The 18,091-nt window shown below is 72.2% G+C and carries 17 protein-coding genes; 8 read left to right on the forward strand and 9 right to left on the reverse strand.

Annotated features, from left to right (window positions below):
• The first annotated feature begins 78 nt into the window (after positions 1-78).
• Together IE178_RS22170 and IE178_RS22175 are read left to right on the forward strand one after the other, a co-directional pair.
• On the forward strand, positions 79-759 hold the full coding sequence (locus IE178_RS22170; protein ID WP_193513511.1) for a maleylpyruvate isomerase family mycothiol-dependent enzyme: 681 nt from the start codon (positions 79-81) through the stop codon (positions 757-759).
• A 146-nt stretch (positions 760-905) separates the two neighbouring features.
• Positions 906-1,595, forward strand: a complete 690-nt coding sequence (locus IE178_RS22175) for a copper homeostasis protein CutC (protein WP_184763890.1) — start codon at positions 906-908, stop codon at positions 1,593-1,595.
• Positions 1,596-1,806: 211 nt separating this feature from the next.
• Here the strand turns inward: IE178_RS22175 and IE178_RS22180 are convergent, their stop codons facing one another.
• Positions 1,807-3,846: a HelD family protein gene (locus IE178_RS22180; RefSeq protein ID WP_193513512.1), complete on the reverse strand. Its 2,040-nt coding sequence runs from the start codon at positions 3,844-3,846 to the stop codon at positions 1,807-1,809.
• Positions 3,847-4,197: 351 nt separating this feature from the next.
• Between IE178_RS22180 and IE178_RS22185 the strand changes: the two genes are divergently transcribed.
• Together IE178_RS22185 and IE178_RS22190 are read left to right on the forward strand one after the other, a co-directional pair.
• Positions 4,198-4,383: a hypothetical protein gene (locus IE178_RS22185; protein ID WP_184763888.1), complete on the forward strand. Its 186-nt coding sequence runs from the start codon at positions 4,198-4,200 to the stop codon at positions 4,381-4,383.
• Positions 4,384-4,508: 125 nt separating this feature from the next.
• Complete coding sequence (locus IE178_RS22190) at positions 4,509-4,892, forward strand: hypothetical protein (protein ID WP_193513513.1); 384 nt, start codon at positions 4,509-4,511, stop codon at positions 4,890-4,892.
• An 18-nt stretch (positions 4,893-4,910) separates the two neighbouring features.
• Here the strand turns inward: IE178_RS22190 and IE178_RS22195 are convergent, their stop codons facing one another.
• Both IE178_RS22195 and IE178_RS22200 read right to left on the reverse strand, forming a co-directional pair.
• A complete protein-coding gene (locus tag IE178_RS22195; RefSeq protein WP_193513514.1) occupies positions 4,911-6,554 on the reverse strand; it encodes a DNA repair helicase XPB in 1,644 nt (547 codons plus the stop codon).
• A gap of 198 nt (positions 6,555-6,752) precedes the next feature.
• Positions 6,753-9,389 (reverse strand): helicase C-terminal domain-containing protein, encoded by a 2,637-nt coding sequence (locus IE178_RS22200; RefSeq protein ID WP_193513515.1) that lies wholly within the window; start codon positions 9,387-9,389, stop codon positions 6,753-6,755.
• Positions 9,390-9,506: 117 nt separating this feature from the next.
• On the opposite strand from IE178_RS22200, the gene IE178_RS22205 reads away from it, so the two are divergent.
• Together IE178_RS22205 and IE178_RS22210 are read left to right on the forward strand one after the other, a co-directional pair.
• Entirely contained in the window at positions 9,507-10,502 is a 996-nt protein-coding gene (locus IE178_RS22205; protein WP_193513516.1) for a hypothetical protein, read from the forward strand.
• Positions 10,503-10,587: 85 nt separating this feature from the next.
• Positions 10,588-11,244, forward strand: a complete 657-nt coding sequence (locus IE178_RS22210; RefSeq protein ID WP_193513517.1) for an HAD family hydrolase — start codon at positions 10,588-10,590, stop codon at positions 11,242-11,244.
• A gap of 82 nt (positions 11,245-11,326) precedes the next feature.
• Here the strand turns inward: IE178_RS22210 and IE178_RS22215 are convergent, their stop codons facing one another.
• Entirely contained in the window at positions 11,327-11,587 is a 261-nt protein-coding gene (locus IE178_RS22215; protein WP_184763882.1) for a hypothetical protein, read from the reverse strand.
• Between the two features lie 213 nt (positions 11,588-11,800).
• Between IE178_RS22215 and IE178_RS22220 the strand changes: the two genes are divergently transcribed.
• A complete protein-coding gene (locus IE178_RS22220) occupies positions 11,801-13,399 on the forward strand; it encodes a recombinase family protein (protein WP_193513518.1) in 1,599 nt (532 codons plus the stop codon).
• Positions 13,400-13,451: 52 nt separating this feature from the next.
• On the opposite strand, the gene IE178_RS22225 is transcribed toward IE178_RS22220, so the two are convergent.
• Positions 13,452-13,640, reverse strand: a complete 189-nt coding sequence (locus IE178_RS22225) for a hypothetical protein (protein ID WP_193513519.1) — start codon at positions 13,638-13,640, stop codon at positions 13,452-13,454.
• 379 nt (positions 13,641-14,019) lie between these two features.
• Between IE178_RS22225 and IE178_RS22230 the strand changes: the two genes are divergently transcribed.
• Positions 14,020-14,403 (forward strand): cold-shock protein, encoded by a 384-nt coding sequence (locus tag IE178_RS22230; RefSeq protein ID WP_019523900.1) that lies wholly within the window; start codon positions 14,020-14,022, stop codon positions 14,401-14,403.
• Between the two features lie 14 nt (positions 14,404-14,417).
• On the opposite strand, the gene IE178_RS22235 is transcribed toward IE178_RS22230, so the two are convergent.
• The 4 genes from IE178_RS22235 to IE178_RS22250 form a co-directional block, all read right to left on the reverse strand.
• Positions 14,418-15,299: a 1,4-dihydroxy-6-naphtoate synthase gene (locus IE178_RS22235; protein WP_438874402.1), complete on the reverse strand. Its 882-nt coding sequence runs from the start codon at positions 15,297-15,299 to the stop codon at positions 14,418-14,420.
• Complete coding sequence (locus tag IE178_RS22240; protein ID WP_184763881.1) at positions 15,262-15,984, reverse strand: futalosine hydrolase; 723 nt, start codon at positions 15,982-15,984, stop codon at positions 15,262-15,264. Before IE178_RS22240 ends, IE178_RS22235 begins: the two co-directional genes overlap by 38 nt.
• Before the next feature lie 23 nt (positions 15,985-16,007).
• Entirely contained in the window at positions 16,008-16,481 is a 474-nt protein-coding gene (locus tag IE178_RS22245; protein WP_221492297.1) for a DUF2703 domain-containing protein, read from the reverse strand.
• 63 nt (positions 16,482-16,544) lie between these two features.
• Positions 16,545-17,978 (reverse strand): MFS transporter, encoded by a 1,434-nt coding sequence (locus IE178_RS22250; protein WP_193513520.1) that lies wholly within the window; start codon positions 17,976-17,978, stop codon positions 16,545-16,547.
• Positions 17,979-18,091 lie beyond the last annotated feature (113 nt).

Raw genomic sequence — 18,091 nt, forward strand, 5'->3', positions numbered from 1 at the left:
CCACTCCGGGTCACGAAGAGGGCCTGTCGGGCGCCGAGGGGCGGCCGGCAGGCCCTTCGCCGCACTAGCGTGGCCTCCATGACGACTCCTGCGGATGTGTACGACGTACGGGACCCGGAGCTGCCCGGGCGGCTGCTGATCGTCGAGCGGGACGCGCTGGTCCCGCTGTTGCGGGGCAGGGCCGACGCGGACTTCGCGCTGCCGGTGGCCGCGTGTCCGGACTGGACGGTGCGGGACGTGCTGGCGCACTGCTCGGCCGCGCTGCGGCGCGTGGTGGAGAACCGGCTCGAGGAGGGGGTGTTCTCGCCCGAGTCCAACGAACGGGACATCGCCGAGCGGGCCGGCTGGACGAACGCGCGGGTCGTCGACGAACTGGAGCGCGGACTGGCCGAGGCCGGGGCGGTGATCGCCAAGGCGGGAGGGGCGCTGGACGGGCTCGCGCTGGGGGAGTGGGTGCACGCCGGGGACGTACGCGAGGCGCTCGGGGAGCCGGGCGCGTACGCGGGCGCGGGGCTGCCGTACGCGCTCGCCCTGCTGGCGCAGGTGACGAGCCGGCGGGGTCTTCTCCCCCTGCACGCCGACCTGGACGAAGCCGACGAGCCGCTGCGGCTGGGCGACGCCTCGGGGGAGCGGCCCCCGGCGCGCTACATCGGCGACGGGCCGACGCTCGTACGGCTGTACACGGGGCGTCCGGTGGACGGGGCCGCGTACGAGCTGGCCGGGGCGGAGGCGGCGGAGCTGAACATCTTCGGGGGCTGACCGGACGCCGGCCGGGGGTCGACCGACAGCCGACCGGACGCCGGCCGGGGGCCGAGCGGAGGGGCGGGGGCCCGCGCGGGTGGCCGGGCGTAGTCTAAATTGGACTAGACCTGTAGGAGCCGACCGAGCCCGACGAATGGGGTCCCATGAGCAAGCGTGCAGTCCTGGAGGTGATCGCCCTCGACGTCGAGGACGCGGTCGCCGCTCAGGCGGGAGGTGCGGACCGACTCGAGCTGGTCACCGACATGGCGGCGGACGGGCTCACTCCGTCGGCGGCGACGGTCGCGGGGATCCGTGCGGCCGTGGACATTCCGGCGCGGGTGATGGTGCGGCTGGCGGACGGGTTCGCGGCGGGCGACGTCGACCGGCTGGTGGGTGCGGCGTGCGCGATGCGTGAGGCCGGGGCGGAGGAGTTCGTGCTGGGGTTCCTGGACGCGGACGGGTGCGTGGATCTGGGGGCGGTGGAGCGGGTCGCCGGTGTGCTGGAGGGGTGCCGGTGGACGTTCCACCGCGCGATCGACCGGGCCGCCGATCGGGACGCCCTGCGCAAACAGCTGGACGGGCTGCCGGGGCTGGACACGTACCTGACGGCGGGGGCGGCCGAGGGTGTGGACGAGGGGTTGCCGACGCTGGTCGCCGAGGCGGGGCGGCGGGGGGAGCCGGGGTACGAGCAGCAGCTGCTGGTCGGGGGCGGGTTGCGGTTGGAGCACGTGCCGGTGCTGAGGGATGCCGGGATCGACGGGTTCCACATCGGTGGGGCGGCTCGGCCCCGGGGGTGGGGCGGGCCGGTGTCGGCGGAGGCGGTCGCGCGGTGGCGGCGGGTGCTGGGGGACTGAGCGGTTCGCTGGGTGGCGGGCGGGCGGTGCTTGGTGCGGGGCGGGGGGCGGTCGCGCGGCCCGGCGTTCGCGGGGTGCCTCCCCCACTGACGGCTTCGCTCGAGCGGGGGGACCCCCATCGCCCACCCGTGCCGCCCTGGGGGTACCTCCCAGGGCCGTTCAGGCACTGGGGGAGGCACGACCGCCCTCGGTTACGTCGGGCCGCCCGCGGTTACGTCAGCTCGGGTGGCAGGTCGGTGGTGTGGGTGATGACGAGGCCGGAGACCGCTCGGGTCAGGGTGACGTACAGGCGGCGCAGGCCGGTGCGTTCGTCGGGTTCGGCGTCGATCACGGCGCGGGGTTCGTCCAGGACCACGTAGTCGTACTCCAGGCCCTTCGCCAGGGAGGCCGGGACCAGGGTCAGGCGGGTCTCGTGCGTCGTCTCCTCGCCCGGCGGGATGTGGCCGATCCCCGCCGCCGTCAGCTCCGCGGCCAGCTCCGGGACGCGGGCGTCCGCGGCGATCAGGCCGATCGAGCCCTCGTGGCGCAGCAGTTCACGGCAGGCGGCCACCACGTCACCGGGCCCCTCGACCCGGCGGACCTCGAAAAAGCCCGGGTTCTCACGGATGGACGCCACCGGCGTCAGACCCGGCGCGATGTGCGGCAGCAGCCGGGAGGCGTAGGTGATGACGTCCGTCGGGACGCGGAAACCGGCCGTCAGCTCCTCGATCACCGCGTCCCGCTTGCCCAGGTGCCCCAGCGCCTCCTCCCAGCTCCGGGTCGACCACGGGGTGGTGCCCTGCGCCAGGTCCCCGAGGACGGTCGCCGAACCGGTCGTGCAGCGCCGGCCCACCGCCCGGTACTGCATGGGGGAGAGGTCCTGCGCCTCGTCGAGCACCACATGCCCGAGCGAGTGCGTGCGCTGGACGAGATCGGCCGCCTCGTCGATCAGCACCGCGTCCGCGGACGACCACTTCGCCGACTTCACCGAGCGGGCCGGCTTCGGCCACAGGATCGCCTCGCGCTCCTCCTCGTCGAGCAGCCCCTCCGCGTGCTCGGCCAGGAACTCCGGGTCGCTCAGCAGCCGCAGCACCAGCTTCGCCGGGTCGACGGCCGGCCAGACCGCCTTCACCGCCGCCTTCACCGCGCTGTTGCGGGCCACCGCGTCCTGCACCCTGTCGTCCGGCGCCTCCCCCGCCCGCTCCATCTGCACCAGCACGGCATGCGCGATGCGCTGCGGGAGCGCGTCGCGGGCGGCGCCGTAGCGGATGTCACGGTCGAGCAACTGGCGGACGATGTCCTCCAGTTCGTACGCCGGGACCCGCCAGCGGCGCGAGCCGCGCACCACCACGACCGGCTCGGTGGGCATCGTGACGTGCGAGTAGAGCGCCCTGCGCAGCACCTGCGCCATCCGGGCGTCGCCCTTGACGATCGCCGCCGGCGCGTCGTCCGTCCCGCGCACCTCCACGTGCGCCACCAGGTCGTCCACCGTGGCCTGGGCGACGGTCAGTTCGCCCAGTGCGGGCAGCACCTGCTCGATGTAGTGCAGGAAGGACCGGTTCGGCCCGACGACCAGCGTGCCGGTGCGGGCCAGCCGCTCGCGGTGGGCGTAGAGGAGGTAGGCGACCCGGTGCAGGCCGACGGCGGTCTTCCCGGTCCCGGGGCCTCCCTGCACGCAGACGCTGCCCGACAGGCCGGACCGTACGATCTCGTCCTGCTCCGGCTGGATCGTGGCGACGATGTCCCGCATCGGGCCCACGCGCGGACGCTCGATCTCCCGCTGGAGCAGTGTGCTGGTGGTGGCCGCCTCGGCCGGGTCGGAGAGGTGCTCGTCCTCGTACGCGGTCAGGTCGCCGCCGGTGTAGCCGAAGCGGCGGCGCAGCGCCACGTCCAGCGGGTCCTTCCTGGACGCCCGGTAGAAGGGCTGCGACACCGGCGCGCGCCAGTCGACGACCATCGGGTCGCCGTCCGCGTCGTGCACATGCCGGCGCCCGATGTAGAAGCGTTCCCCTTCGGCCCCCTCGGCCTGTTCGGCGCCAGGGGAGTGCAGATAGTCGAGCCGGCCGAAGAACAGCGGGGTGTCGCTGAGGTCGGCCAGCGCCTTGATGCGCTCCCCGATCTGGTGCTCCAGCACGGCCGCGTTGACCCAGTTCGCGGTGACGTCGCGGATGTCGAGGGACTCGACGTCCGCGCGCATGGCGCGCAGGGCGGAACGGGCCGCGGCGAGATGGGCGCGCTCGCGGGAAAGGGGGTCGTCTGCGGGGTCGTTCACGGACTCGCGCACGGGCGTGGACGCGGACAAGGGGGTGCCTCCGGTGGACCTGCTGCTGGCGTAGCGGTGACCTGCTGCTGAATACCGGCCGGTTTCCGTCCGGGCGGCGGCGCTCCGTGAGGGGAGGCGGGCAAGAGCGGAGATTCTAGGGCGCGGGGTGGGCGCGGTCCAAAACGTTTCATCCGTCCCCTGGGTCCCTTGCGCCCCCGGTGTCCCTCCGCCCGTGTTCCCTGGGGGACGGGGCCGTCCTGCCTGAGGGGTACGGGTCGCCCTGGAGATGTACGCGGGGGCCCGGCGGGTCGGTCCCTTCGACCGATGCCCGCCCCGGGGGCGAAGAGCAACCATGGAGACATGAGCGCAGCGACCGTCAACCCAGCACCGCCGCCGGTCCGGCCGACCGGCGCGACCTCGATCCAGGGCAGCCACCCGCACCGCCTCGGCGACGCCCTGCGTGCCGTGAAGGTGTTCCTCGGCGCCGCCTTCGACGTGATCGTCCTCGGCGAGTACGGCGCGGAGGCGGGCGTCCGCCGCACGTAGCGACGACGCCCGCCCGGGGACGCACACCCGTCGCGTCGCGTACGCGCGCGTTGAGTACGCGACCCGTATCGAGCTGAGTACCCGCGCCGGTGTGCCGGCCGCCGCCGGGCGGCTTCACTGGCCCCATGAGCCCCCACCACCTCGCCGCCCCCGCGCCGCCCGTGAGGCGGTACCCGGCCGAGCGGGACCGCCGCGCCTGGGTGGCACCCACCGTCGCGACCGTGCTCGGGTCGGTCCTGGCCCCGTCGGCGGGGCTGCTCGGAGCGATGTCGGTCATGGCGACCGACGGCTGCGGGCCCGACGACTGCTCGCAGGCGCTGACGACCGCCCTGATCCTGATCCACGGCACCCTGTTCGTCGGCGGCTTCCTCGCCACGGGCGCCTGGCTCACCTCCTGGCTGCTGCCGTGGACCCGCCGCTGGTCGGTCCTGCGCGCCTGGCTCGCCGGCCTCTCGCTGCTGCCGCCGGTGCTCGTCCTGGTGATGGTGTTCACGCTGCCGGCAGGGTGACGGGCGGCGCGCCCCCGCTCAGCTCTCGGTGAGCAGCTCGTCCGCGTCCATGATCCGGTACGCGTACCCCTGTTCCGCCAGGAACCGCTGGCGGTGTGCCGCGAAGTCCTGGTCGATGGTGTCCCGGGCGACCACGGAGTAGAAGTGGGCCTGGTGCCCGTCCGCCTTGGGCCGCAGGACCCGGCCGAGCCGCTGCGCCTCCTCCTGCCGCGACCCGAAGGTGCCCGACACCTGGATGGCGACCGTCGCCTCCGGCAGGTCGATCGAGAAGTTCGCGACCTTGGACACGACCAGGACGCTGATCTCCCCCTGCCGGAACGCGTCGAACAGCTTCTCCCGCTGGGCGTTCGACGTCTCGCCCTTGATCACCGGAGCGTCGAGGTGCTCGCCGAGCTCGTCGAGCTGGTCGATGTACTGCCCGATGACGAGGATCTGCTGCCCGGCGAACCGCCGGACGATCGCCTCCGTCACCTTCTGCTTGGTCGCCGTGGTCGAGCAGTACCGGTACTTCTCCTCCTGCTCCGAGGTCGCGTAGGCCAGCCGCTCGGACTCGGTGAGGCTGACCCGGACCTCCACGCAGTCGGCCGGGGCGATGTAGCCCTGCGCCTCGATCTCCTTCCACGGCGCGTCGAACCGCTTCGGTCCGATCAGCGAGAACACGTCCGACTCGCGGCCGTCCTCGCGCACCAGCGTCGCCGTCAGACCGAGCCGTCGCCGGGCCTGGAGATCGGCGGTGAACTTGAAGACGGGCGCGGGCAGCAGATGCACCTCGTCGTAGAGGATCAGGCCCCAGTCCCGGGAGTCGAACAGCTCCAGGTGGGGGTAGATGCCCTTCCGCTTGGTGGTCAGCACCTGGTAGGTGGCGATGGTGACGGGACGGATCTCCTTCCTCGTCCCGCTGTACTCGCCGATCTCTTCCTCGGTCAGCGAGGTCCGCCGCACCAGCTCGTGCTTCCACTGGCGGGCCGAGACGGTGTTGGTGACCAGGATCAGCGTGGTCGACTTCGCCTGCGCCATCGCCCCGGCGCCGACCAGCGTCTTGCCGGCGCCGCAGGGGAGCACGACCACACCGGAGCCGCCGTGCCAGAAGTTCTCCACGGCCTGCTTCTGGTACGGGCGCAGCGCCCACCCCTCCTCGCGCAGCTCGATGGAGTGCGCCTCGCCGTCCACGTACCCGGCGAGGTCCTCGGCCGGCCAGCCCAGCTTCAGCAGCGTCTGCTTGATCTGTCCGCGCTCGGAGGGGTGCACGACGACCGTGTCGGGATCGATGCGGGCGCCGACCAGCGGCGCGATCCGCTTCGAGCGCAGCACCTCCTCGAGGACGGGCCGGTCGGTGCTGGTGAGGACGAGGCCGTGCGCCGGGTGCTTGGCCAGGCTGAGCCGGCCGTAGCGGTCCATGGTGTCGGCGATGTCGACGAGCAGCGCGTGCGGCACGGGGTAGCGGCTGTACTGCACCAGCGCGTCCACGACCTGTTCGGCGTCGTGACCGGCCGCGCGCGCGTTCCACAGACCCAGCGGGGTCACCCGGTAGGTGTGGATGTGCTCGGGGGCCCGCTCCAGCTCGGCGAACGGCGCGATGACACGACGGCAGTCGTCGGCCTGCTCGTGATCGACCTCGAGGAGCAGGGTCTTGTCGGACTGGACGATGAGCGGACCATTCACGCGCGGCTGCCTTTCTGCGACGGGCTCGGCACGGGCACAACTCGGCCAAACGTCCAGTTTGCCTGATCGGTCACGTCCGGTGTCGGGAACGGACCCGGCTACTTCGGCGCGGGCAGCGTGAGGTTGTTCACCAGCGGCCCTCCGACGGTCACCCCCTCGGTGACGGGACCGGCCCGTGAGCAGGGGAGCCCGGACGCGTCAGCCCTCGTCGTCCGCCAGTTCCGCGACTCCCGTGATCCTGTGCAGCGGATACGTACGCACCTCGTCGGCGGTGTGGTCGTACGCCGTGACGAAGCCGCCCTCGACGCGGACCGGGGCGAGCACGCGCTGGCTCGCCGCGCCCTCGGCGTTGACGTAGCCGACCCACAGCGCCTCGCCGGTGAGGACGGCGGCCTGCAGCGTGGCGAGGGTCTCGGCGGCCGTCGTGCGCGGCAGCTCCCCGCTGCCCGCACCGTCCCCGGCGGCCGGTTTGCGCGGGGCGGTCGCGGCGAGGTCGCCGGCCCGGATGGCCCGGATCGCCGCCGTGAGCAGGGTGTCGTCGGGCACCGGCGGCCCCTCCGGGACCGGCTCGGGGGGTGTGCGCGGCGGGGTGCGGTGGGCGTCGGCACGGCTGATCAGGACATCGCCCTCGGCGGACTCGGCGGCCGGCGCGAACCCCATCGCGCGCAGCCCCTCCAGCAGGCCGGCCGGACCGGCCTGCGCGGCCAGTACGGTCGGCGCGAGCCGGCGCAGGCCCAGGCCGGCGGCGCGCTTGTCGGCGAGGATCTCGCTGAGCACCGCGTCGTCGTCGCAGCGGACGTACGCCGAGGCGGCGCCCACCCGGAGATGCCCGTGCCTGCGGGCCACGTCGTCGATCAGATACGCCAGGGGCTGCGGCACCGGCGTACGGGAGTGCGCGGCGAGAAAGGCGTGCAGGTCGGCGGCGGCCTGTCCGGCGTCGAGGGCGCGTCGCACCGAGCCCGGCGTGAACCGGTAGACGGTCGCGCCACCCTTCGATTCCACGTCCGCGAGAACCCCCAGCATGTCGGCGAGCGGCCGCTCCAGCGGGCCCGGCGCCACCGCCGTCAGGTCGGCCTGGAGCAGCACGTGGTCCAGGGGTTCGGGCAGCAGCGGCGCGAGCAGCCGGGCGGCGGCAGCGGTGGCCGTGGCCTGCTGGGCGGGGGAGAGGGCGGGCGGCGGCGGGGTGGGCCGGTGGTGGACGGGCAGCTTGTCGCCCGGCCCCTCGGGTTCCCCCGGTTCCGCCTCCGGTTGCCGGGGCGCGGGCGCGCCGATCAGCGCCCGCCCGTGCGCGCAGAGCGCGCCACGCCCGGTGACCCCCAGCATCTCCGCCTCGGTCAGCGTCCACCGGGCCAGCCTCGACCGCAGATCCTCCGTGTCCTGGGCACTCACGAGGCCCACCGGGCCGCGACCGCCCTCGGCCGGGTGTCCCCCCGCACCAGCGCGTCCGCCGTCCGCCGAGGAGTCGCTCCGTCCGCCTCGCGGCGGCCTCTCCCAGTGCAGGCGCGCCATCACCGACTCGGTGGACGGCGCGGCGCCCTCCGGCAGCCCGGCGAGCAGCGTCAGCACCCGGTGCCTTACCTCCGGTGCCGCCGAGCGGTCCAGCCCGGGCCCCAGCGCCGACAAGGTACGGTCCTTCGCGTCCCGCCCGCCGACCAGCCCGGCCGTCCGGGTCGCCACCAGCCAGGCCGTGGCCAGCCGCGCCCACCGCTGCGCGGGAGGCTGCTCGCGCCACTCGTCGTACGCCGGGGTCGCCGCGTACCGCTCGTCGGCCTCCCCGTCCGAGGCCAGCAGCCCGGCGGCGTAGGCCAGTTCGACCCAGAACGCGGCGACCGGCTCGGTCACGTCGAGGGCGACGGCGGTCCGCTTCAGGTCCCGCACGCTCAGCCCGCCGGCCCGCAGTACCGCCGGACCGCCCTCGTGCCAGTCCTTCAGCAGCTCCTCGACGGTCGCCAGCGCCGTGTAGGCCTGCCCGGCCCCCGTCGCGTCCACCACCTGTGGACGGTGCGTGGTGGCGGCCTCGACGGACGGCGGCACCGGCTCCGGCCTGCGGTGCGCCCGCCCGGCCCGCAGCCGCAGCGCCACCTCGCGCGGCAGGACGACCGTCCCGGGCGCCGTCGGCAGCAGCAGCCCCCGGTCGAGGAGCCAGCGCAGCCGGGGCGCGGGATCGGCGGTGACCTGCCCGTACGGCGGGCCCCACACCAGTCGCTCCAGCACCTCCACGGACTCGCTCGGTGCCTCGTCGAGCAGCGCGGACATCCGCACCGGGTCGGCGAACAGAGCGGTCAGGGCGGCCACGGCGGAGACCGAGTCGTGGGTGGACGGCAACCCCGCCGTCGCCACGATCTCCTGGATCCGCCCCGGCGACATCCCGGCGGTGGCCTCCCGCACCGTCGGGCCCAGTCCGGTCGGCGAGGGGTGCTGCGGCGACGGCGACAGCAGCTCACGGGCGGTGCGGACCAGCCGCAGCCGCGCGTCGTCGCCCCACACCAGCGCCTGCTCGCGCAGGCTGCCGAGCGCGTGCGGCAGCGCGGCCGAGACCGCCGGGTCGCCGTCGTCGCCCGCCAGCAGCCCCAGCAGTTCCTCGTACGTCGCCGGGTCCTCGGCCACCGCCAGCGCCTGCGCCGTCTGCAGCGCGAACCGGTCCAGCCGCTCCAGGGCCCGGACGACCGAGGCGCGGGTGCCGGCGCGGGTGGCGAGCTGGGTGAGGTCGGTGGGCACGGGCGTGATGAGATCCGGCCGGCGGCGCAGGAGCGCGGCCAGCGACGCGTCGTCCCGCCCCCGGAGTGCCTCAGCGAGGGATCGGGGGGCCGCCGCGGGCTTCTCCTCGGTGCTCATCCGCCTCACGGTAGCGGGTGGGTACGCCGGTGGCGTGCCGGGAGTTGGGTCGGCCGGCCGGTCTCGCGGTACCGTCGGGCGACGGTGTCCCAACGCATCCGCCCCGGAGGGGACTTCGTGGGTATCGAGAGTGACCAGGTCGTCTACGAGTATCTGAGCCGCGTCGGTGACGTGGCGCAGCAGCGGCAGCTGCCGTCGGCGGCCCGCATGCGGCTGGTCGCGGAACTGCGCGACGAGATCGACCGGCGCCGGGCGAAGGCCGTGGTCGACTCCCCGGCCGCCGTCCGCCGCATCGTTTCCCGCCTCGGCACGCCGACCGAGGTCGTCGTGGCGGCCGAGGACGCCTCCGGCGCCCCCGCGAGGGCCCCCGAGCCGCCCGCCGCCGTCCCGGTGCAGCGCGAGCCGGAGCGGGGCGCCGACGCCCGCGAGGACCGCCTGAAGGGCGTCCTGCGGCGGGCCGTCCCCCGGCCCCGCCCGGCAGCCGGGACACCGGACCCCGCCCCGTCCGGCGCACCGGCCCCGCCGCACCGGGCCGGCATGGACGAACTCGGGGACAGCGCCACCCAGCCCGACTGGTGGCGGGTGGACGACAGCCCCTTCGGCGTCGGCGAGGAGGTGCCGGGCTTCGTGGGCGGCGTCGAGATCCCGGAGCTGCTCAGGACGCCGCGGACGGAGGAGAAGGAGGAGGACGCGCCCCCGGCGCCGGCCGCCGATACCGCGGTCGCGGCCGAGGCCGAGCCCGCCGCTCGCCGCCGCCTCCCGCGCCTCCCGTCCGGCGGCCTGAGCAACCCCCTCCTGCTGTGCGCCGCGGCCCTGCTGGTCGCGGGCGCCGCGCTGGGCAACTGGTTCGCCCTGATCCTCGGCTGGCTCATCGCCTACGGCTCCCGCCGCCTCACCCAGGCGGAGACGAGAACCGCGGTCGTCATCCTCCCCGGCCTCGCGGTCACCGCCGGCATCGTCTGGCTCTGGGGCAGGACGGAGGGCCGCTGGGGCACCCCCATCGCCGACGGCCACATGAACGACGCGGTCTCCGAGACCTGGCCCTGGGTCATCCGGGCGGCGGCCCTCACCACGGCCCTGTTCCTGGTCTGGCGCTCCCGACGCCGGACCTGACCCGCGGGGCTGTTCACGCGGCGGGTGCGGTGTGGCAGCGGTGGTGCCTGCCTGTTCGTCGCGGGGGCTGGGCACAATGGCCCATATGGCCTTCACGACCCCGCTCCCGCCCACCGTCGGTTTCGATCTCGACATGACGCTCATCGACTCCCGGCCCGGTATCCGCGCCTGCTACCAGGCGCTGGCCGAGCGGACCGGGACGTACATCGACGCCGATCTCGCGGTCACCCGGCTCGGGCCGCCACTGGTGGACGAGCTGATCAACTGGTTCCCGGCCGAGCGGGTCGCGGAGACGGCGGATCTGTACCGGGCGATGTACCCGACGTACGCCATCGCCGCGACGCCGGCCCTGCCCGGCGCCCGTGAGGCGATAGCGGCCGTACGGGAGGCGGGCGGGCGCGCGATCGTCGTCACCGCCAAGTACGAGCCCAACGCCAAGCTGCACCTGGCCCACCTCGGCATCGAACCGGACGCCGTGATCGGTGACCTGTGGGCCGAGCGGAAGGCCCTCGCCCTGCGCGAACACGAGGCGGCCGTCTACGTCGGCGACCACGTGGGCGACGTGCGCGGCGCGCGGACCGCCGGCGCGCTGTCGGTCGCGGTCGCCACCGGCCCGTGCGACGAGGCGGAACTGCGCGAGGCCGGCGCCGATGTCGTCCTCGCGGGGCTGACGGAATTCCCGCGATGGTTTTCGGACTACTGCGCGGACTACCGGCCGGACAACCGCCCCGACAACCGGTAGGACCACGCCCCGACAACCGCTCCGACAACCGGGAGGACCACGCCCGACAACCGGGAGGACCACGCCCCGACAACCGGGACGACTACCGCTCCGACAACCGGCCGGCCCGAGCCTGACGGCGTCCCGCCGCGACGGAACGCAGTACGCCCGCCCCGGCCATCAGGAATCCGACAGCCATGAGCATGCTCAATCCGAACATGTACGTCGGAAAGGGCGTCGTGCCGAGGAACAACGGGGCCACAGTGACCAGTGTGGCCACCGCGCCTACGAAAAAGACGAGGGCACCGGCACGGACCAGACCGTCACCGGGCGCGGCGGAATTCGCTTGGGTTTTGTCACGCACCGGACCAGGGTAGTTCCCTGCGCGAGGGAACAACCCGGTGACGTCTTGTCACCGGCCTGAAGACCATTAGCCTTGGTACCGGCGGGTCGTCAGGCCCGCCCGAGTGCTATCAAGAGCCGTTTTCAGAAGCAGTTTTCCCGACGAGTACGAGGCGTGCCCACCGGCAAGGTCAAGCAAGACTGCTAGGCACAGAGGCCCGCTACAGTCGTCCCCATGGAACCCAACCTTCGGTATCTCGCATGCCTCCGTCTCTCTGCCGACTCGGACGGCTCTACGTCCATCGAGTGGCAGCGCCGAGTGACCAGCCACTACCTGACGGCCCCTCACATCTCCGGCCACCTCGTGGGGGAGGCAGAGGACACGGACGTCTCAGGCTCCCTGTCCCCCTTCAAGCGGCCGAAGCTGGGGAAGTGGCTCAATGACAGGGCGGACCAATTTGATGTCTTGATTGCAGCCAAGATGGACAGGCTTACCCGCCGGTCAATGCACTTCAACGAACTCTTGGAGTGGGCGCAGCGAAACGGCAAGTTCATCGTGTGCGTAGAAGAGGGGTTCGACCTCTCGACTCCCCAAGGCAAGATGATGGCTCGTATGACGGCCGTCTTTGCCGAAGCTGAGTGGGACACAATCCAGGCACGCATCCTGAACGGCGTACAGAGCCGCCTGGAGAACCGTTCTTGGCTCGTTGGCGCTCCGCCTACCGGCTACAGCATCAAGGCTGTAGAGGGAGGGAAGCGGAAGATCCTGGAGATTGACCAGGACTTCTACCCCTACGTAGAAGAGATCTTCCGGCGCGTTGGCGAGGGACAGTCCACGCACCGGATTGCCCGAGACTTCAACGGCCGTGGCGTACTCACGTGGGGGGATCATCTGCGAAAGCTGAAGGGGGAGGGAATCAAGGGGACGCAGTGGCAGTCCACCATTATCAACAAGTTCATCCGCTCCTCTTGGGTCCCCGGCATCTACACCTACAGGGGGGAAGCCGTCCTAGACGATAACGGAGACCCCGTAATCCTCCCTGAGACACCCCTAGCCACGATGGACGAGTGGACAGACCTAGTAGACAAGATCAAGCCCGCAGAGAAGCCAGAGGGAGCCTCTACGGGTACCCGGAACAGTGCTAAGAGTCTCCTGTCCGGTGTCGGCCACTGTGGGGAGTGCGGAGCTGCATTCACTTCCCTCATGGGCGCGGGCTACACCAGGAAAGACGGCACCAAGACACCAGGACACAGGTACTACCGGTGCTCCAACAAGTTCAAGGGTGGCGCTTGTCAGAGCGGCCCCTATATCCGGGCAGACGTTCTTGATTCCTGGGTTGACCGGGTGATCCGGGAAAGTATTGGTCAGTGGGACATGTACGAGAGGGCAGGAGTAGGCCCTTCTCAGGCAAGGGAACTCCAGGCGGCTAGGGCACGCCTGGAAAACCTGGAAGCTAAGTACATCGCAGGAGATTACGACGGAGAGGGACAGGAAGAGTCCTATCGGCGTATGCATAAGTCGCTCTCCGGAAAGGTTGCTCTTCTTGCAAAGCAGGAAGCGGAGAGGGCTAACCCGACTCTCAAGGCAACGGGTAAGAAGTACGGGGAAGTGTGGGAAGCAAAAGACCAGGAAGACCGTAGGAACTTTCTTCGGGCCTATGGCGTAAAGGTCTTTGTCTGGGGTGAGGGCGCCGATAAGAAGGATCGGGGGTACGTCATGAACCTAGGAGATATCAAGAGCATGGCCGAAGAACTCTTCCCCAATCGTGGTTGGGCCAGTTTCAACCCGGTGCACACTCACAACGCACCGCACACAGTGCCTGGTAGACGGTGAGCAGTGCGAAATCACCGGCATTGCAGGTCAAGGGCGCTTTCCGTGTTTCTGATCAACTCTTGGACAGCCCACCTCGTGAAAGCGCGAGGTTAGCTGCCACCTTCATCACGTTCATGCCGTCGTTGAGGTCTGCCAGCACTGCCACACGGTCAATCTCCCTGGCGCGGCCCCAGCTCTTCCCGCTGGACTCACGAGAGGCACGGGCAGACGCACGGCGCTCCCTCTGGAAGATCAGTTCCATCTCAGAGAACGTACCGAGCATCAGAAGAGCCATGTCCGTAGCCGGACCACCTACGCGAGTATCAATGGTTATCGCTCCGCCAATGACGACGGGAGGATGGCGCACAGGGAAGGGCTCGCCGCCCCGTCGGACGTTCGACGCAGCGCTTATACCAGGTGGCGGCATCACGTCAAGGCCCTGGCTTGGTGTCCGGCTACGGGTCATCTCCAGTGATCTATGGCCGACGGCTCGTCAGTTCCACCAGTGAGCCCCTGTGTCGCTATCGACACTCTCCGCTGTTTCCGCCGGTGCTTACGTGGGGAGAGGGCCGGTAGGCTGATTCGACGGCTGTAGGTAGCAGTACCAGGGCGTACCTGGGGTGACCGAGGGAGTGTGTGCTTTGCCGACTGGCAAGGTCAAGTGGTTCAACAGTGAGAAGGGCTTCGGCTTTCTCTCCCGTGACGACGGCGGCGACGTCTTCGTGCATTCCTCGGTCCTCCCCGCCGGAGTCGAGGCCCTGAAGCCGGGCCAGCGCGTGGAGTTCGGCGTGGTCGCCGGACAGCGCGGCGACCAGGCCCTCTCCCTGACCATCCTGGACCCGACCCCGTCCGTCGCGGCGGCCCAGCGCAAGAAGCCGGACGAGCTGGCCTCCATCGTCCAGGACCTGACGACCCTGCTGGAGAACATCACGCCGTCGCTGGAGCGGGGCCGCTACCCCGACCGCGCCGCGGGCAAGAAGATCGCCGGCCTGCTCCGAGCGGTCGCCGACCAGCTGGACGTATAGCTCACTCCCGCGACTCAGGGGAACCGCAGCGCGTCCGGGCCGAGGGGCGGCACCAGCCCCTCGGCCGCCGCGCGCGTCAGCAGCCCCCGCACGGCCGCGTAGCCGTCCTCGCCGAGATCGGCCGTGAACTCGTTGACGTACAACCCGATGTGCTGGTCGGCGACGGCCGGGTCCATCTCCTGGGCGTGCTCCATGACGTACGGCCGCGACACCTCGGGCTCGTCCCACGCGGCCCGCACGGACGCGCGGATCGAGGCGGCGAGCCGGGTCAGCGTCTCCTCGCCCAGCGACCGCCTGGCGATGATCGCGCCCAGCGGGATCGGCAGCCCGGTGGTCCGCTCCCAGTGCTCACCCATGTCGGCGAGCCGCCGCAGCCCGTAGTTCCGGTAGGTGAAGCGCGCCTCGTGGATGACGAGTCCCGCGTCGACCTTCCCGTCCCGCACGGCGGGCATGATCTCGTGGAACGGCATCACCACGATCCGGCCGACCCCGCCCGGCACCACATCCGCGGCCCACAGCCGGAACAGCAGATAGGCCGTCGACCGCTCGCTCGGCACGGCGACCGTACGCCCGGTGAGGTCCACGTCCTCCTCCCGGGTCAGCACCAGCGGCCCGCAGCCCCGCCCCAGCGCGCCCCCGCAGGGCAGCAGCGCGTACTCGTCGAGGACGTACGGCAGCACCGCGTACGACACCTTCAGCACATCGAGCTCGCCGCGCTCGGCCATGCCGTTGGTGATGTCGATGTCGGCGAAGGTCACGTCGAGGGCGGGCGCGCCGGGCACGCGGCCGTGGGCGAGGGCGTCGAAGACGAAGGTGTCGTTGGGGCAGGGGGAGTAGGCGATCCGCACCTGCTGCTCCTCACTGCTCATGGCGTTCATGGCGGTCATTGCGGTCATGCCGGTTCCAACTCTCCAGTACGGGCGCGAGCTTCCCGAAGCCCTCGGTGAGAGCGTTCAGGGCGTCGCCGACGCGCCAGGCGGCGCGGTCGCGCGGGCCCACGGGGTTCGACACCGCGCGCACCTCCAGCACGGGCACCCCGTGCGCGGCGGCGGCCTCGGCCACCCCGAAGCCCTCCATGGCCTCGGCGAGGGCGCGCGGGTGCCGGGCGCGCAGGGCGGCGGCACGGGCGGCGGTCCCGGTCACCGTCGACACGGTGAGCACGGTCCCGGTGAGCGCGCCGGCCGCCGCGGAGGCCTCGCGGACCAGGGCGGCGGGCGGACGGTGGGTGACGGTGCCGAAGCCCAGATCGGTGACCGGCAGGAACCCGTCGGCCGTCTCGGCGCCCAGGTCGGCGGCGGTGATCTCGTCGGCGACGACGAGGGAGCCGAGGGGCGCCCGCGGCGCGAAACCGCCGGCGATCCCGGCGGAGACGACCAGGTCGTAGGGCCGGCCGTCCAGCGCGGCGGCGGTGAGCGCGCCGGCCGTGGAGGCGGCGGCGAGCGCCGGACCGACCCCCGCGGCCAGGAGGCCGGGCCCGCCGGTGACCTCGTGCACGGTCACCCCGGGCAGGGCGACCTCCCGCACGGGCCCCGGGAACGCCCGGGCCACCGCGTCCCGCTCGACGGGGACCGCGGTGGCCACGAGAACACGGACGGGCGACGTGATCAGGCGTCCTTCTTCAGCCGGAAGGACCACAGACCGCTGGTCTCCTTCTCGCCCTCCTTGATCGACACCAGGGTCGAGTCGCCCTGGGCGCCGTACTGGGCGTTGAAGAACACGCTGCCCGGGATGGTGCGGTAGGTCTTGGTGCTGGAGTCGGTCAGCGGCTGGCCGTTCATCAGGATGGTCCAGCCCTTGTCGGCGACGTCCGGGTCGACACCGAAGCGCACGGTCTCGTCGGGGTCGACCGAGATCTCGTCGATGCCCTTGTCCTTCAGGCACGCGTTCAGGTCGGCGGACTTGAGGGCCTCGCCCTCGCCACCACAGGTGGCCTCGGAACTCACCGAGGAACTGCCCACGGTGATCGTGGCCATCGGCGTCGGCTTGTCACAGGCGGCCAGGACGAGCAGTCCGGCGGATACGGCGCCGGCGGCGGCGACGGCGCGGCGGCGTCGCACAGCGGATTGCAACGTGGTCATGGCCGAAGGCTATCGGGCACGTGTGTTCCGCTCCCCATGTGGGGGTACGGCGTGGCCGGAGCGTTACGCCACTCGCGCCCGCCCCGTGCTCCCCTGCCGGGCCGAACGGATCAGCCCGCGGACGGTCGTCAGCCACCCGGTGGCGATGATCGCCGCGCCCACCGCGAGCCCCAGGCCGCCGATCAGCGGCATCGCGATACCGATCGCGCCGCCCAGCACCCAGGACATCTGCAGCAGCGTCTCCGACCGCGCGAACGCCGACGTCCGGACCAGCTCGGGCACGTCCCGCTGAATCAGCGCGTCCAGCGACAGCTTGGCCAGCGCCTGCGCGAACCCGGCGATCGCGGCCAGACCCGCCACCAGCACCGCGCCGAAGAACACCGCGGCCGTGATCGCCGCGCCCAGCACACACGCCACCACCGTCACGATGATGATCTCCGGGGCCCTCGCTCTCAGCCACGCCCCGACCGCCGTACCGAGCGCGTTGCCCGTGCCGGCCGCCACGCCCACTATGCCCAGGGAGACCGCGGCGCTCTGACCGGTCATCGGGTGCTCGCGCAGCAGGAAGGCGAGGAAGAAGATCAGGAAGCCGGTCAGGCAGCGGATGGCGGCGTTGGCGCCGAGCGCGTGGGTGACGGCCGGTCCGACCGTGCGCAGTCCCGGACGCTTCTCGGTCTTCCGGTGCGGCCCGTGCAGATGCTGCTCGTCGGCGGCGAGCAGGGCCACGGCCTCACCCTTGGCGGAGTCCACCTTCGGCGGCAGCCGGAAGGACAGGAACATCCCGGTCACGAAGATCGCGAACGCGCCGAACAGCGGCCAGCGCGGCCCGATCTGCTGGAGCCCCGCACCGATCGGCGCCGCGATCCCGGTCGCCAGCAGCCCGCCCAGGGTGACCCGCGAATTCGCCTTCACCAGGGAGAAGGCGGGCGGCAGCAGCCGCGGCACGACCGCGCTGCGCACCACCCCGTACGCCTTCGACGAGACCAGTACGCCCAGCGCGGCCGGGTACAGCCCGATCCCGCCGGTGGCGACCGCGCCGGACAGGATCAGCGCGAGCAGCGCCCGGGCGAGCATCGCGCCCGCCATGGCGGCGCGGCGGCCGTGCGGGACGCGGTCCAGGAGCGGGCCGACCACCGGGGCCAGGAGGGTGAACGGCGCCATGGTGATGGCGAGGTAGAGGGCGACGCGCCCGCGGGCCTCGTCCGTGGGGACCGAGAAGAAGACGGTGGACGCCAGCGCGACCGTGATCATGACGTCGCCGGCGCCGTTCACGCCGTGCAGTTCGATCAGCTTGCCGAGCCCGGACTCCCCGGCGCCGTGCGCATGGGTCGCCCGGCGGATGCCCCGCGCGGTTCCGGTCACCGGGAAGTGCAGGGCGCGCCCGAACGCGCGAAGGCGGCCGCCCGCCCCGTTCGTTCCGACGCGTCGGCCGCTGCCCTTGGCCCCTTTCGGCCCACCGGTCCCGGTGGCGCCCTGGGGTGTCCTCGAGGTAGCCACGACGTCATAGTGCCCCGAGAAGGCGGTGCGTAGTGCCGTTACGCCATGGACGCCGCCCGGGGTGCGGCTGTACGGCGGAACGTCCGGGGCTGACGGCCGCCCCCGGAAACCGG

This window comes from Streptomyces griseoloalbus (genome assembly GCA_014650015.1).
Classification (GTDB): domain Bacteria; phylum Actinomycetota; class Actinomycetes; order Streptomycetales; family Streptomycetaceae; genus Streptomyces; species Streptomyces griseoloalbus.

What these genes read in the sequence shown, in the direction of transcription:
- IE178_RS22235 (WP_438874402.1), bottom strand. Translation starts at nt 15,299, where the DNA reads ATGACCGCAATGACCGCCATGAACGCCATGAGCAGTGAGGAGCAGCAG.
- IE178_RS22185 (WP_184763888.1), top strand. Translation starts at nt 4,198, where the DNA reads ATGAGCGCAGCGACCGTCAACCCAGCACCGCCGCCGGTCCGGCCGACC.
- IE178_RS22210 (WP_193513517.1), top strand. Translation starts at nt 10,588, where the DNA reads ATGGCCTTCACGACCCCGCTCCCGCCCACCGTCGGTTTCGATCTCGAC.
- IE178_RS22245 (WP_221492297.1), bottom strand. Translation starts at nt 16,481, where the DNA reads ATGACCACGTTGCAATCCGCTGTGCGACGCCGCCGCGCCGTCGCCGCC.
- IE178_RS22170 (WP_193513511.1), top strand. Translation starts at nt 79, where the DNA reads ATGACGACTCCTGCGGATGTGTACGACGTACGGGACCCGGAGCTGCCC.
- IE178_RS22175 (WP_184763890.1), top strand. Translation starts at nt 906, where the DNA reads ATGAGCAAGCGTGCAGTCCTGGAGGTGATCGCCCTCGACGTCGAGGAC.
- IE178_RS22200 (WP_193513515.1), bottom strand. Translation starts at nt 9,389, where the DNA reads ATGAGCACCGAGGAGAAGCCCGCGGCGGCCCCCCGATCCCTCGCTGAG.
- IE178_RS22225 (WP_193513519.1), bottom strand. Translation starts at nt 13,640, where the DNA reads ATGGAACTGATCTTCCAGAGGGAGCGCCGTGCGTCTGCCCGTGCCTCT.
- IE178_RS22220 (WP_193513518.1), top strand. Translation starts at nt 11,801, where the DNA reads ATGGAACCCAACCTTCGGTATCTCGCATGCCTCCGTCTCTCTGCCGAC.
- IE178_RS22190 (WP_193513513.1), top strand. Translation starts at nt 4,509, where the DNA reads ATGAGCCCCCACCACCTCGCCGCCCCCGCGCCGCCCGTGAGGCGGTAC.